We start from the raw sequence: 13,675 nt of genomic DNA, 5'->3' as shown, positions 1-13,675 counted from the left end.
TTGAGAGTAGTCAACCATGAAGAAATCCTTTCTGGCAGGCCTTGCGGCCTTGCTGATGCCGGCGTTTGGCCTGGCTGGTGAATACAACCTGACAGTGGACCGGGTCCAGATTGATACCGGCGATTTTGTCAAAGAGGGCATTGGCTATAACGGCGAATCCCCGGGACCCGTTCTGCGCTTCAAGCAGGGCGAAGAGGTGACCATCAATGTCACCAACAATCTTGATGAAATGACCTCCATCCATTGGCACGGGCTTATCCTGCCCTATCAACAGGATGGCGTGCCCGGCATCAGTTTCCCGGGTATCAAGCCGGGTGAAACCTTTACCTACCGGTTCCCCATCCAACAGGCAGGCACCTACTGGTTTCACAGCCACTCCGGTTTTCAGGAACCGGATGGTGCCTACGGTGCCATTGTTATCGAACCGGAAGGCCGCGAGCCGTTCCGTTATGACCGCGAATATGTGGTTCAGCTGACTGACAAACACCCGCACTCCGGGGATCGCATCATGCGCAACCTGAAGATGATGCCGGACTACTACAACCGCCAGCAGCAGACCGTTGGCGAGTTCTTCTCCGATGCCGCCGAGCATGGCTTCATGAATACCCTGAAGGATCGGATGGCCTGGGGCGATATGCGGATGATGAAGGCGGATGTCGAGGACCTGCAGGGGTTTACCGCGTTGATCAACGGCAAGGGTCCTGACCAGAACTGGACGGGCATTTTTGAACCAGGCGAGAGAATCCGGTTGCGCTTTATCAACTCGTCGGCAATGACCTACTTCGATATTCGTATCCCGGGTCTGAACATGACGGTGGTTCAGGCTGACGGTAACAATGTCCAACCCGTAAATGTGGACGAGTTCCGCATCGGCGTGGCTGAGACCTATGACGTCATCGTTCGTCCCCGCGATGAGCAGGCGTACACCATCTTTGCTGAATCCATGGGGCGTTCGGGTTATGCAAGGGCAACGCTGGCACCAGAAGAAGGCATGGAAGGTGTGGTCCCCGAATTGCGCGAGCCGGCTCGGCTGACCATGGCCGATATGGCCGGCATGCACGGTATGGATCACGGAAGCATGGATATGAGCGGTTCCGGTGATATGGCAGGTATGGACCATTCTGCCATGGGAAGTATGAATGAGTCTGAGATGTCGGGGATGGATCATTCAAACATGGCGGGCATGGATCACAGCGGCATGATGATGTCCAGCAAAGGTGCCAGCGATCCTTTCTACGCCGAAGGCAGTGGGATTGTCCCCGTCGCCGCCAATGGCGGAAAGTTTCTGTCCTACGCCGATCTCAGGGCACAGAACCCCCTTTATGAGGACCGTGAACCCACCCGCGAGATCGAGCTGAAGCTCACCGGCAACATGGAGCGTTACACCTGGAGCATCAACGGCGTGAAATACGAGGACGCTGACCCGATCCGCCTGCAATATGGCGAACGTGTCCGCTTTAAGTTTGTGAACGAAACCATGATGACGCATCCCATGCACCTGCATGGCATGTGGTCCATTCTGGATGTCGGCGCCGATCAGTGGAACCCCATCAAGCACACCATCAGTGTTCAGCCTGGCACCACTGTCTATATGGAAACCGAGGTGGACGAGCCGGGACAGTGGGCCTTCCATTGCCATCTTTCCTACCACGCCGCCGCGGGTATGTTCCGCAAGGTGATTGTTGAGGGTGGTCCCGACACGACTCAGGCGAAAACTGACGCTGTTGCCGACAATGGAGGTGAAGCATGAGCCGTGTGCAATTCCTGACTCTGGGGCTCTTGAGCTCGTTGGTAGTGTCAACGCCGGTGACGGCCCAGACCATGATCCAGGACACCACTGCCCGCAAGCAGCCCCTGGCGACCTGGGGTGTTCAATTCGAGGAGCTGGAGTACCGTTACAGCGATTCGGATGAGGAGCTTGGTGTCTGGAAATCTGACGTGTTCTATGGCACCGACGAGTTCAAGTTCCGTTGGTTGGGCAAGGGAGAGTATGCCATTCAGGAGCAGGCCTACGAGGGCCTCGAAAACCAGCTGGTTGCGCAGACGCCCATCTCCAAGTTTTTCGATGCCAAGGCGGGCGTTCGGTTCGATACGCCGGAAGGACCCGATCGAACCTATGCGGTTCTTGGGGTAACCGGCCTGGCGCCCCAGTGGTTCGAAGTGGACGCAAGCCTGTACGTCAGTGATGAGGGCGACACATCGGCGGAGGTAGATGCCGAATACGAGTTGTTGCTCACCAACCATTGGATTCTCTCCGCTGCTCTGGATGCAACGGTGGCATTCAGTGAGGATCGGGAGATTGGCCTGGGTAAGGGGCTTAGCTCAACAGAGGCCGGCCTCAGGTTGAGCTATGACCTGATCGACCGGGCCGTGTCTCCCTACATTGGTGTGGTGCACGAACGCAAATACGGCGACACCGCCGACCTGGCTGAGGCCGAGGGCGGCAGTACCGAAGACTGGTTTGCCGTTGTTGGTGCGCGAATCGCATTCTGAACGCCACTTCAAAAAGCCCGGGCGCTCGCACCCGGGCTTTTTTTCTTAATTTTGATGCACCTCAAATCAATCTGAATTGAACGCCGGTTTTCAGCGGCAATTCAGTTAACGGTGCTGTAATGGTCTTGAAGTCACCGACACCCGAGGTGAAATCCCATGGCCAAGGCACACAAAATGGGCACTCAGGAGGCCTTCCTTCAGCGCCGCACACTCCCCATAAGGGGCCTGGCGGAAAGCCAGTGGGACGACCTGCTTGAGGATCTCAATCACCATCCCTGCGTTGATCTTGCCGAACGAAAACCGACCAACGTTCTGCGGATTGCCTACGATGCAAGCCACTGGTCCGTCGACGATCTGCTGGAAATGGTCACTGCCCGGGGCGGCCAGCTGAAAGGCGGTTGGTGGGCTCAGCGAAAGCTGGCCTGGTACCGATTCACCGATGACAACGTTCGGGCTAACGCGCAACATCAGCCCCACTGCTGCTCCAAAATGCCACCAATTAAACGAAAATGATCGGAGGTTGAACGGCCGAAACGAAGGACGGGAAGACACGCTATCAGGAAGGGAGTCACTTACATCACCATTAACTGTAATTGGGCGGGAGGCCAAGGCCATGATGGACGACAACATGTTTGGGAACACGATGTGGGCAGGCCACTGGCTCTGGATGCTGGTGATTGCCATTGTGGTGGTTATACCCGCCTGGCGAATTTGCCAGCGCACGGGGTATCCGGGTTGGATGGGCATTCTGATCCTCATTCCAGTCGCCAATCTGTTTTTGCTGTATTTCATTGCGTTTGCGGACTGGCCGACAGAAACCAAGGGAGACCAAAATGGCTGAGCACCAACACGCCCACCACCATGATACCGCCGGTCACGATCACGCTGAGGCAGGGGAACATCAGGTCAAAGATCCGGTTTGTGGCATGAATGTGGATCCGCATAAGGCGGAACATCGAAGTCAGCACTTTGGAAAAACCTGGTATTTCTGCTCGTCCCGCTGTCAATCAAAGTTCGAGGCGGATCCTCAGCAATATCTCGGCCAGAAGGACAAGCCGCAAGAGCCGGTAGCGCCGGGCACCATGTATACCTGCCCCATGCATCCGGAGATCCGTCAGCAAGGGCCGGGGGACTGCCCCATCTGTGGAATGGCCTTGGAGCCCGAGCAGGTGAGCCTGGATGACGGGCCGTCGGAAGAACTCAGGGATATGACCCGCCGGTTCTGGATTGGCCTGGTGCTCACATTGCCGGTCCTGGTGCTGGAAATGGGCGGACACCTGACCGGGCTTGATCACATTATTGCTCCTCAGATGTCTAACTGGATTCAGTTGGTGCTGGCGACGCCGGTGGTGCTCTGGTGCGGCTGGCCCTTCTTCGTCCGGGGCTGGAAATCCGTGGTTAGCCGTAACCTGAACATGTTTACTCTTATCGCCATTGGTACTGGCGTGGCGCTGATATACAGCCTGGTGGCCACGTTAGTGCCACAGATATTCCCGGGTGCCTTTCGGCAGGAAGACGGCTCGGTGGCGGTGTATTTCGAGGCGGCGGCCGTCATCGTCGTGCTGGTATTGCTTGGTCAGGTGCTGGAACTGCGGGCCAGGGAGAAAACCTCCGGCGCCATCAAGGCTTTGTTGGATTTGGCGCCTGCCACAGCCAGGAAGTTGGATGACGATGGCGGCGAATCCGATGTGTCGCTGGATCAGGTCAAGGTTGGTGACCGTCTGCGGGTGCGCCCAGGTGACAAGGTGCCGTTGGACGGTGAAGTGCTCGAAGGCAGTTCCAACGTGGATGAGTCCATGGTGACCGGTGAGCCGTTGGCCGTCAGCAAGAAATCCGGCGACCAGGTGATCGGCGGCAGTATTAACCAGCAGGGCAGTTTCATCATGCGTGCCGACAAGGTTGGCCGCGATACCATGCTGTCGCAGATCGTTCAGATGGTGGCCAGCGCGCAACGCAGCCGGGCGCCGATTCAGGGGCTCGCAGACAAGGTTGCCGCTTACTTTGTACCGGCAGTCATCGTGATTGCGATCATCGCCTTTATCGCATGGTCTGTTTTTGGGCCCACGCCGCCTATGGCCTTCGGCTTGATTGCTGCCGTTAGCGTTCTGATCATTGCCTGTCCCTGCGCACTGGGCCTGGCAACACCCATGTCAATCATGGTTGGCGTTGGGCGCGGTGCCCAGAGTGGAGTACTGATACGGGATGCCGAAGCGCTGGAGCGCATGGAAAAGGTAGACACCGTGGTGGTGGATAAAACCGGCACGCTGACAGAAGGCAAGCCGCAAGTCACCCGACTTGTCGCGGCAAACGGGTTCAGTGACAACGATCTGATGCGCTATGCCGGCGGTCTGGAAAAGGGCAGCGAGCATCCATTGGCCCACGCCATTCTCGATAAAGCCAAGAGCATGGATCTGGAGCTCCCGGATGCAGAGGACTTTGATTCGCCTAACGGAAAAGGGGTCACCGGTCGAATCGATGGCAAGCGGGTACTCCTCGGCAATCGACTCCTGATGGAGTCCGAGAATGTCGACACCGGAAAATATGACGGCGAAGCCGACCAGCTCCGGAAAGACGGCGCTACTGTGATTTTTACCGCCGTCGACGGCGACGTTGCAGGCTTGCTGGCGATCGCCGATCCGGTGAAGGAAACCACTGAAGCCGCCATTTCCGCCCTGCAGAAAGACGGGATTCGCGTCGTCATGCTGACCGGCGATAACCGTACGTCAGCCGAGGCTGTTGCCCGCAAGCTGCATATCGACGAAGTGGAAGCGGAAGTGCTGCCGGAAGACAAGGGCAAGATTGTTCAACGGCTGAAGGACGAAGGTCGGGTTGTCGTGATGGCGGGCGACGGCGTGAACGACGCGCCTGCACTGGCCACGGCGGATGTGGGTGTCGCTATGGGCACTGGCACCGATGTAGCAATTGAGAGTGCTGGTATTACTCTGCTGCGCGGCGACCTGATGGGCATTGTTGAGGCGCGTCAGTTGTCGCTGGCAACCATGCGTAACATCCAGCAGAACCTGTTCTTTGCGTTTGTCTACAATTCTGCAGGCGTGCCTATTGCAGCGGGTGTTCTGTATCCATTTTTCGGCATACTGCTGTCGCCGATTTTTGCTGCCGCAGCAATGTCGCTTTCTTCGGTGAGCGTGATCATAAATGCTCTTCGCCTTCGGGTTATCAAACTTGAACCAAAGCAATAGAAGGACTGATCCCTGGTAATAGTCTGCGACATATCTGGATGACTCAGGTCAAGATGCAAGCTGTTAATGCTTCTCCAGAGTCTTTTTTCAGCCTCAATTCAGTTTCATGGTCTTTACTGAGAAGGATGCACAGAGTTGCAGCCGATAAGGAGGATCTCATGAACAGATTAACCCGTTTTGTAGCGTGTTCCGTGCTCGTTGCTTTGCCTGCCTTTGCTTTTGCACAGGGAAACTCGGGGCAAATGCCTCGCGGCGGCATGATGACCGAGGAACAAGTGCAGCAGATGAATGAAAACATGGCACGGATGCAGGCCATGATGCAGGAAATGCGGAATGCCAATTCCAACGCTGAACGCCAGAGACTGCGCGAGCAACACATGGAATACATGCAGGAGCACATGCAGATGATGCGTGGCGGCATGATGGGCCCCGGCATGATGGGCAGTGGCCAAGGAATGATGGGTAATGGCCAGGGCATGATGAACAACCAGGGCATGATGAATAATCAGGGCCAGGGTAAAAAGCAGTCCGGTAATGCCCAGGGGAATCGCTCTGGTGGTCCGGGGATGGACAACGAGCAGCGTCTTCAGATGATGGAGAACCGGATGAACCAGATGCAGATGATGATGGAGCAAATGCTGGAGCATCAGCGGCAAATGAACCGCAACTGATGTGTTCCTTCCTTCTAGTCGAACAGTGACAGTTGATCGGGCTGCTGCTTCGCTGGCACGCCGGGGCGTTTCTGGACAGGTCCCTTGCGACTGCCGTGGCGGACCAGCACCCGGTCTGTTTCTGCCTTGCTGACGTGCTGCTTGCGAAAGTCGCCAACCGCCTTGCGGGCAACCCGGGCCGCCTGCTCATGGTCACACACCGGTGAGATGTAGGTATTGCCGCCATAACGCTCTTTCTGGGCCGGAGTCATCAGCCAGGGCGTGTGGATCATTTCACTGGGCACGCCCGACAGCTCCGGGATCCAGCGCCGGATGAATTCGCCTTCTGGATCCAGTTTCTGGCTCTGCAACACCGGATTGTAGATGCGCAGGGCGTTGATGCCGGTGAGGCCAGACTGCATCTGGGTCTGTGAGTAGTGAATGCCCGGCTCGAAATCGGTAAACAGGCGGGCCAGATGAAGGGCCGGGTCCCGCCAGTGCAGCCAGAGCTGATAGCTGGCGATTGCCATCAACATGGCGCGCATCCGGAAATTGATCCAGCCCGAATGGGCCAGGGCCCGCATGCTGGCGTCCACGAGGGGCCAGCCGGTCTGGCCTTCCTGCCAGCGCTGCAGGCGCTCGGAATCGTTAGGCCCCGATTTGAGCGCCTCCATTTCCCGGTGCATGGCCCGAAATTCCAGTTCGGGCTCATCTTCCAGTTTCTGGATAAAATGGCAGTGCCAGTGCAGCCGGGAGCGGAAGCTGGTCAGGCTTTTCTTTTTCCGGGGCAGGGTGTTGCGGTGATTGCCGGTGGCCTTTGCCTCCTGATACACCTCCCGAAGGCTGACAGTGCCATAAGCGATGTGCGGACTCAGGCGCGAGCAGGCTCTTACGGCGGTGTTCGGGCTGGAGATATTGTACTGGTAGCCGACGCAACGGCGATCCAGGAACGAGGTCAGAAGCTTTTCGCCTCTCGCGCTACCACCTATCTGGCGGTCCGGACACTCGTCAGGTACTTCAAAAGCCTTGTCATTGTTGCCAGCGCAAAGGGTCTTCAACGTATCCGATGTCGGAATTACAGTCGGAGCCTCAAGTACGGGTTGCCGCATCAGATCGGTCCAGGCTTTGTCCCACACATCCCGGTCGCTCAGGCGACGAACCACACCAAACTGGTTCCACTCCCGGAACTCCACATGGTTCTCCGAGCACCATCCAATCACCGACCTGTCACGCTCGTAGGTCCACTGCCCGCCGGTTTCCTGATGGCAGAAGATGCGGTTAATTGGCTGGTGGGCCTGAATCTGCTTGAGGGCATCAATCATCGACCCTCGCAGCACCAGCAGCTGACTGCCGGCCTTGCGCAACTGCCGGTCCAGGTCGTCCAGAGAATCCCGGATAAACGCCCATTGGCGGCCGCTGGTGTCCGGCAGTTGCCAGTACTCATCTTCGATGACGTACAAGGGTATGACCGGCTCTCCCAGGGCGGCTGCCGCCACCAGCGGGGCATGATCACGGGTGCGAAGGTCGCGCTTGAACCACACCACGGTGGTCATGACGATGCGCTCCTTTCACGCCGGCAACGTTCGCTGCAGTAGCGCACGTTGTCCCAGTCTTTGGCCCATTTTTTCCGCCACTTAAAGGGCCGCTGGCAGACCGGGCAGGTCTTTTCGGGCAGGTTGAGCTTTTTGTGGGGCACTAGCGGGCTCCGTTCAGGTTTCTGGCCATAGTACGTCCGGCTCACACGCGGGGATCAGCAGTAGGCAAGTGTTGGGCAACTACCGGCCTCGCGCTCCCATTGGATGGTCACGTGATGGATGTTGAAGTCGCTTGCCAGCATGCGGGTGGCCTGCTCGATGACCTTATCGTCACTGGCCGGGTCAGGCTTTACCAGATGCACCGTGAGGGCGTTTTCCGTTGTGCTTAGCCCCCAGATATGAAGATGATGAACCGATTCAACGCCGGGCAGTTCCTTGAGGCTATCGAGAACTTGCTCCGGGTTGATCTCTCTCGGTACCGCGTCCACTGCCAGATTGAGGGAATCTTTCAGCAACCGCCAGGTTCCCAGAAAGATCACGGCTGCGATCACGAGACTTACCAGAGGATCGATCCAGTTGAGGCCTGTAAACATGATCACAAGTCCGGCAACCACAACGCCAACGGACACCGCCGTGTCTGCAGCCATGTGCAGGAACGCGCCGCGGATGTTGAGGTCACCCTCCTGGCCTTTCATGAACAGTAGCATCGTGAGGCCGTTGATAACGACCCCGATGCCGGCGACCACGATGACGGTCAAACCGGTGACCTCCGCCGGTTCGCTGAAACGGCCAATGGCTTCCCAGGCAATGCCGCCAACGGCTGCGATCAGAAAAAGCGCATTGAACAGGGCTGCCAGGATCGTGGACTTTTTCAGTCCGTAGGTGTTCCGGTCGGTCGCTTTCTTTGTGGCCATCCAGCTCGCAACCCAGGCCATGATGAGGCCCAGCACATCGCTCAGGTTATGGCCGGCATCAGCCAGCAGGGCCAGGGATCCGGACAGGACACCGTAGACCGCCTCGATGGCTACAAAGACCACGTTGAGCACGACGGCCAGCGCAAACGAGCGGTTGTGGGTGTCGAAATGCTGCGCATGGCCGTGCCCGTGACCGTGATCGTGGTGGCTGTGCATTGTCTGCTCTCCATTTTCTGATGCGTCTGGTGAGCATTCAAAACCCTGTAGTAGCTATAGGGTCAAGAATCAGATTAACCCGACTCCTTCGCCAGCTGGGCCAGATCTTCACTGATCTGCTCGGGTGATAGGCCGGGGCGTAGCAGCAGCCGGGCGCTGCCACTGCGATCGAACACATAAACGGCGCTGCTGTGGGAGACGTTGTAGTTGCCGTTGGCGTCGGGCTGGTCATAACCGAAGGTGGTCCGGTAGCGTTTGGCGAGCTTTCGAAGCGTGGGTTCTTCGGCGGTGAGGCCAACGATTCCTTCCCCGAAGAAGCTTACGTAACTGGCCAGGCGTTCGGGGGTATCCCGGCGCGGGTCAACGCTGACGAACAGGGTGGTGACATCGTCCTGATACTCTGCGGGCAGTTGCTGAACCGAGCGGCGCAGATCGGTCAGCGTGGTTGGGCAGACATCGGGGCAGGAGGTAAAGCCGAAATACACCAGCCGGATGTTGCCTTGTGAGTCATCAGGAGTCACGGTTTTCCCATCGGTGCCCTCCAGCTGGAACTGGAGCTCGGGCATCAGGCCCGATATGTCCTTGCCATGCCAGCTTTTCTCATCGCCAGCGCAGCCAGCGAGTGCCAGGGCAATGAAGACGAACCACAGTGGCAGCGTTCGGTTCATGCGTTTCCTCCTGCTAGAGAGCGGCGCCTGGGAAATTTGCCATCTTCATGCATGGCCCGGCGGAGCACGATCAGAATGCCGATAATGCTCATCATGGCCGGGGGGATCCAGGTCAGCAGACCGCCTAATAACTGGTCGGTTTCCGGAGGCATGGGCCATGCCCGGCCGCATACTTCGTACACGTCGTACACCATGCCCCGGGAAAAGACGATCCAGGCCCCGAGTACCATCTGGGGAATGGCCACCAGCGCCAGCAGCAGAATACGCTTTCCGTAACCCAATGCGTTGGTAATGGCCGGCGACCGGGGGTCGAAGATCAGCCACCAGAACAGCAGACCATCCAGCAACATGCTCCAGTTCATGATCCAGTAGAGCTGCCGGCTCAGCATGGCGTCAAAATGGATGGGCGGCCAGAGCCAGAAATAGATCAGCCCCACGAACAGGAACGAGGCTATAAGGGGCTGCTGCAATACACGGTAAATCCAGCCTACTGGTTGTAGCCAATAGCGCAAAGACCGTGACATCTTCTGGTGCCAGAAGCGCATCACTGGCAGCGGATTGGACAGCGCGATCAGTATTGGCCCCAGGTGGTGCAGAATCAGATGCTGCCCCCGGTGAACGAAAAACATGTACTGGGAGTAGTAGTCGAATCGGGTCTGCATCACCCCGTAACAGAGCATGACCCCGAGTGTGAAAGTGATAATCCGGCCCGATCCCGGCCGGTCTTTCTCCGGCATCTTCAGTAGCGCGACACCATAAAACCCGAGCACCAGCATGTAGCTGAGCAGGGTCAGAGGCGAAAAATCGTAAGGCAGCAGGTAGCTCGATATTGGCATGGATCGGACTCGATGCGTGCACGCACTGGAAACCGGGTTTATCTTTCTTGTCAGTACCGCCGAGTTTTGCCGGCCCGGCGGCGGATTTCAAGGCCGGCTTCAGGAAACTTCTGACGGAGACGGGGCATGGCCCGATTTTGCGATTCCATTTCAGCGCCGTCGGTGTTGATCTTCGACTGGCACGGCACGCTGGTAGACACTCACGATGCCATGTTCAGTGCCATGGAAGACATGCTGCCGCAGCTAGAGGATCTGGGGCTGGTGGAACGGCTGCTGCCCGAGGACAAGTGCCGAACATCGGACGATGCGCGCCTGGTGCGCTATATCCGGATTTTCCGGCGGCTGCATCCACGTATCCTGGCGGAGCGCCGGGTGTCGAGGACCGACATCTTCAACGCCATCTTTGGTGATGACAAAGACGCCAAACTGATCGCCCACAAGGCCTATAACGAGGCTTATCGGCGATACTTCGGTCAGGTAAAGCCGTTCCAGCCTGGCGCCTACGAGTACCTCTCCGCCCTGAAAGCCATGGGGATTCGACTGGCGGTCTCCACCAACCGGAACCGGGAGTTTCTGGACCGGGAATTACAGACGGTGGACGAGGGCCGATGGCGCAACCTGTTTGATGCCACGGTCTGCGCCGATGATGTCACCGAGTACAAACCCGACCCCGAGGTGATCCTGAAGGCGCTTGAGAAGCTCAATCTTCCTGCCGATGAAAAGGCCTGGTACGTGGGTGACAGCTACGTTGACATGCTCACCGCCAACAAAGCGGGCGTGTCGGGCGTTTTCTACAACGGGGCCCGTTGGGAATCCGGCCGGATCGACAGCTGGTTTTCCCACCGGGACGCCCCCGCGGCCATTCTGGACAGCTTTGAAGACCTGATGGACCTGCTGGCCCTGATTGAACGGAGCCAGCCGGAAGCTTTTGAACAGACGCCTGCCGAGGTTCGCCCACGACCCTTCCCGCCGCCACAGCGCCCGGAGCCCCGCATCGAGCCGGACTGGCACCCAGCGGTGGTCAAGCTCATTCGCCCGGCGGTCATCCTGTTCGACTGGCACGCCACCCTGGTGGATACCCTCGACGCCATGTACCACGCGGTGGATGACATGCTGCCGGATTTCCACAAACTCAAACTGATGGACCGCATGGTGGCGCCGGAAGACAGCAAGACCCCGGAAGACGTGAAGCTGGTTGCCTACGTGCGGGAGTTTGCGAAGTTGCACCCGAAGGTAAAGGCGGACCGTAAGATTTCGAGAACCGATATCTTTGAGGTGTTGTTCGGGGACGATCAGGAAGCCAAACAGGTCGCTCACAAGGCGTTCAATCATCACTATCGAAAGCATTACGGTACCGTGAAGGCCTTTGAACCGAAGGTTCGGGAGGTTCTTGAAGGTTTAAGGCGGCTCGGTATCCAGGTGGGTGTTATTACCAATCGGGATCGCGAGTTTTTCGAGCATGAGCTGGCGGCTGTGGAAGACACCGGATGGACTCATCTGTTTGATGTCGATGTCTGCGGCGACGACACGCCCCTGCGAAAGCCGCACCCCGATCAACTGCTGCTGGCGGTCCAGAAACTGGACTATCCGCCGGATCCGAGCGTCTGGTATGTGGGCGACAGCACCACTGACGTGATTGCCGCCAAGCGTGCCGGCCTCACCTCGGTTTTTTTCAACGGCGCCCAGTGGGACCTGCCCTGGCTGAACAAGATTTTCCCGGGCACCCACAAACACCCAGACAAGCCGGATGTGGTGGTTAATGACTTCTCGGAGTTCTGGGCGCTAGTGCTGGCCTGCGAGGTAGGGCCACCTTGAATTAGGGCGGAACCTGGGAAGGCGACCAGAATGGTCAGTACTGTTCAACCTGGCTGAGTGCTTCCTCGATGCTGAGACCGATTACAGCCACGCCGATGGCTGACTTCCCGTGGCCGGGTACCACTGGCGTGCTGGCGGTGATCTGAAATCGGGCCGAGGAGGTGTCATAGCGAATCGGGGATATGTACAGCCGCCTTTCGGCTTCGGTGCCGGTGACCCGGTTTTCCATTACCCTCTGGAACTTGGGTTCGTCACCCTGCCAGTAGTCAGATGTTAGCTGGCTCATCGCGGCTAGAGTTCCCATGTCGTTGATCAGCATCACCTCGGTAACAAGGCCTCGGTGAGACTCTTGCCAGGCGAGAAGTGCCCTGGAGCCCGGCAGAGCGAGGATCCTTTCGGCGAGATCCGGCGTTGTGACCGGCACCAGCGCTTGCCACTGACTGTCGATGGTCATCACATCGGTAAAGCTTTCCTGCCTGGGGCCTGCCTCAATGATCTGGTTTATGTCCAGAACGCTGATCATTTCTTTGAACAGGCGCCCCGATAGTTCCGTGATGCGGCGTGTTTCCTCTTCGGATAGTGCGAGCTGACCGGCCATGCAACTGTTCAGAGTACGGTTGAAAGTGCCAAGAAAATCAGGATATTCGGAAACGAAGGCTTCGCTCAGGTACAGGTAAAGCGGTGCGTAACGGACAAAGTTTGCAGTGAGCTGCGTGGATTCGGAATCGTTTTCGTAACGCAAACGGTTCATGACTCGCTCATCCATCAGTGCCGTATCGATTCGGCCGCGTTTGAGCAGCGCAAGCAACTGCGACGGCGAAGACACGCTCAGGAAAATGGCATAGCCGTTGGCTTCCAGCCAGGCTTCTTCGTTGCTGCCGGCCACAACTCCGATTCGCAGGTTATTGGTAAACGCTTTGTTGCCCCCGGTGAAAAAGTACCACTTCTCCAGAGCCACCGGATCGCTGCGCCTGGCTATGTTGTCGAGTTCTGCGGAGGGATCAATGGCAAAATAGCCATCGATCATATTGCGTTCCAGCGAGTGTATGGCGCGATTCTGGGGCGTAATCCGAATACGCGTTGCCCAGCCAGCGCGGTTTGCGGCACAAACCACCGTGTCTGCGGTTTCGCCGGAAATTCGATTGCCTCCACCCTTTTCCTGGCTTGCCACCTGATAGGGTGGGCTTTCGAAAGTGTAGAGGTTCAGTGTCGGAGGCTGGGCCTGACACACGGTTGAATACAGTATTGTTGTCAGACTCAGAGCGAGTCGAAGGTTCATCGTGAAGGCAGCATCCGTGATGTTAACAATCCTAACGTCAGGCTAGCACCAATGTGGGGCTTTTGCTGC

At 57.7% G+C, this 13,675-nt stretch carries 13 protein-coding genes; 7 read left to right on the top strand and 6 right to left on the bottom strand.

Annotation, left to right across the window (positions count from 1 at the left end; translation table 11 throughout):
* Positions 1-16 precede the first annotated feature (16 nt).
* The 6 genes from GJU83_RS05730 (at position 17) to GJU83_RS05705 (ending at position 6,364) form a co-directional block, all read left to right on the top strand.
* The gene (locus GJU83_RS05730) at positions 17-1,750 is read left to right on the top strand and encodes a copper resistance system multicopper oxidase (protein WP_069181814.1); all 1,734 of its coding nucleotides are present in this window, start codon (positions 17-19) and stop codon (positions 1,748-1,750) included.
* Positions 1,747-2,493: a copper resistance protein B gene (locus GJU83_RS05725; RefSeq protein WP_069181813.1), complete on the top strand. Its 747-nt coding sequence runs from the start codon at positions 1,747-1,749 to the stop codon at positions 2,491-2,493. Before GJU83_RS05730 ends, GJU83_RS05725 begins: the two co-directional genes overlap by 4 nt.
* 156 nt (positions 2,494-2,649) lie before the next feature.
* On the top strand, positions 2,650-3,006 hold the full coding sequence (locus GJU83_RS05720; protein WP_069181812.1) for a hypothetical protein: 357 nt from the start codon (positions 2,650-2,652) through the stop codon (positions 3,004-3,006).
* A 100-nt stretch (positions 3,007-3,106) separates the two neighbouring features.
* On the top strand, positions 3,107-3,334 hold the full coding sequence (locus tag GJU83_RS05715; RefSeq protein ID WP_069181811.1) for a DUF805 domain-containing protein: 228 nt from the start codon (positions 3,107-3,109) through the stop codon (positions 3,332-3,334).
* Entirely contained in the window at positions 3,327-5,693 is a 2,367-nt protein-coding gene (locus GJU83_RS05710; protein WP_069181810.1) for a heavy metal translocating P-type ATPase, read from the top strand. Before GJU83_RS05715 ends, GJU83_RS05710 begins: the two co-directional genes overlap by 8 nt.
* 158 nt (positions 5,694-5,851) lie before the next feature.
* Positions 5,852-6,364, top strand: a complete 513-nt coding sequence (locus GJU83_RS05705; protein WP_069181809.1) for a hypothetical protein — start codon at positions 5,852-5,854, stop codon at positions 6,362-6,364.
* 14 nt (positions 6,365-6,378) lie between these two features.
* Here the strand turns inward: GJU83_RS05705 and GJU83_RS05700 are convergent, their stop codons facing one another.
* The 5 genes from GJU83_RS05700 to GJU83_RS05680 all read right to left on the bottom strand — a co-directional run bounded on the left by GJU83_RS05700 (position 6,379) and on the right by GJU83_RS05680 (position 10,512).
* The gene (locus GJU83_RS05700; protein ID WP_153633927.1) at positions 6,379-7,896 is read right to left on the bottom strand and encodes an FAD-binding domain-containing protein; all 1,518 of its coding nucleotides are present in this window, start codon (positions 7,894-7,896) and stop codon (positions 6,379-6,381) included.
* Positions 7,893-8,039, bottom strand: coding sequence for a DUF2256 domain-containing protein (locus GJU83_RS05695; RefSeq protein WP_083231714.1), 147 nt, complete (start codon positions 8,037-8,039; stop codon positions 7,893-7,895). Before GJU83_RS05695 ends, GJU83_RS05700 begins: the two co-directional genes overlap by 4 nt.
* 54 nt (positions 8,040-8,093) lie before the next feature.
* A complete protein-coding gene (locus GJU83_RS05690; protein ID WP_069181807.1) occupies positions 8,094-9,008 on the bottom strand; it encodes a cation diffusion facilitator family transporter in 915 nt (304 codons plus the stop codon).
* A 74-nt stretch (positions 9,009-9,082) separates the two neighbouring features.
* Positions 9,083-9,676 carry an SCO family protein gene (locus GJU83_RS05685; RefSeq protein ID WP_069181806.1) on the bottom strand — a complete coding sequence of 198 codons (594 nt, stop codon included), beginning with the start codon at positions 9,674-9,676 and terminating at the stop codon, positions 9,083-9,085.
* On the bottom strand, positions 9,673-10,512 hold the full coding sequence (locus tag GJU83_RS05680) for a cytochrome c oxidase assembly protein (RefSeq protein WP_153633926.1): 840 nt from the start codon (positions 10,510-10,512) through the stop codon (positions 9,673-9,675). The genes GJU83_RS05685 and GJU83_RS05680 overlap by 4 nt, the downstream gene beginning before the upstream one ends.
* A gap of 126 nt (positions 10,513-10,638) precedes the next feature.
* On the opposite strand from GJU83_RS05680, the gene GJU83_RS05675 reads away from it, so the two are divergent.
* On the top strand, positions 10,639-12,327 hold the full coding sequence (locus GJU83_RS05675) for an HAD family hydrolase (protein ID WP_153633925.1): 1,689 nt from the start codon (positions 10,639-10,641) through the stop codon (positions 12,325-12,327).
* A gap of 34 nt (positions 12,328-12,361) precedes the next feature.
* On the opposite strand, the gene GJU83_RS05670 is transcribed toward GJU83_RS05675, so the two are convergent.
* Positions 12,362-13,606, bottom strand: a complete 1,245-nt coding sequence (locus GJU83_RS05670; protein WP_153633924.1) for a substrate-binding periplasmic protein — start codon at positions 13,604-13,606, stop codon at positions 12,362-12,364.
* Between the last annotated feature and the right edge of the window lie 69 nt (positions 13,607-13,675).

The organism is Marinobacter salsuginis, from assembly GCF_009617755.1.
GTDB classification, from domain to species: Bacteria; Pseudomonadota; Gammaproteobacteria; order Pseudomonadales; family Oleiphilaceae; genus Marinobacter; species Marinobacter salsuginis.
This window is presented reverse-complemented; position numbering and strand designations above follow the sequence as displayed.

Excerpts from the sequence above, each read along its gene's own strand:
- GJU83_RS05730 (WP_069181814.1), top strand. The coding sequence starts at position 17 with ATGAAGAAATCCTTTCTGGCAGGCCTTGCGGCCTTGCTGATGCCGGCG.
- GJU83_RS05705 (WP_069181809.1), top strand. The coding sequence starts at position 5,852 with ATGAACAGATTAACCCGTTTTGTAGCGTGTTCCGTGCTCGTTGCTTTG.
- GJU83_RS05670 (WP_153633924.1), bottom strand. The coding sequence starts at position 13,606 with ATGAACCTTCGACTCGCTCTGAGTCTGACAACAATACTGTATTCAACC.
- GJU83_RS05700 (WP_153633927.1), bottom strand. The coding sequence starts at position 7,896 with ATGACCACCGTGGTGTGGTTCAAGCGCGACCTTCGCACCCGTGATCAT.
- GJU83_RS05710 (WP_069181810.1), top strand. The coding sequence starts at position 3,327 with ATGGCTGAGCACCAACACGCCCACCACCATGATACCGCCGGTCACGAT.
- GJU83_RS05675 (WP_153633925.1), top strand. The coding sequence starts at position 10,639 with ATGGCCCGATTTTGCGATTCCATTTCAGCGCCGTCGGTGTTGATCTTC.
- GJU83_RS05685 (WP_069181806.1), bottom strand. The coding sequence starts at position 9,676 with ATGAACCGAACGCTGCCACTGTGGTTCGTCTTCATTGCCCTGGCACTC.
- GJU83_RS05690 (WP_069181807.1), bottom strand. The coding sequence starts at position 9,008 with ATGCACAGCCACCACGATCACGGTCACGGGCACGGCCATGCGCAGCAT.
- GJU83_RS05680 (WP_153633926.1), bottom strand. The coding sequence starts at position 10,512 with ATGCCAATATCGAGCTACCTGCTGCCTTACGATTTTTCGCCTCTGACC.
- GJU83_RS05715 (WP_069181811.1), top strand. The coding sequence starts at position 3,107 with ATGATGGACGACAACATGTTTGGGAACACGATGTGGGCAGGCCACTGG.
- GJU83_RS05725 (WP_069181813.1), top strand. The coding sequence starts at position 1,747 with ATGAGCCGTGTGCAATTCCTGACTCTGGGGCTCTTGAGCTCGTTGGTA.
- GJU83_RS05720 (WP_069181812.1), top strand. The coding sequence starts at position 2,650 with ATGGCCAAGGCACACAAAATGGGCACTCAGGAGGCCTTCCTTCAGCGC.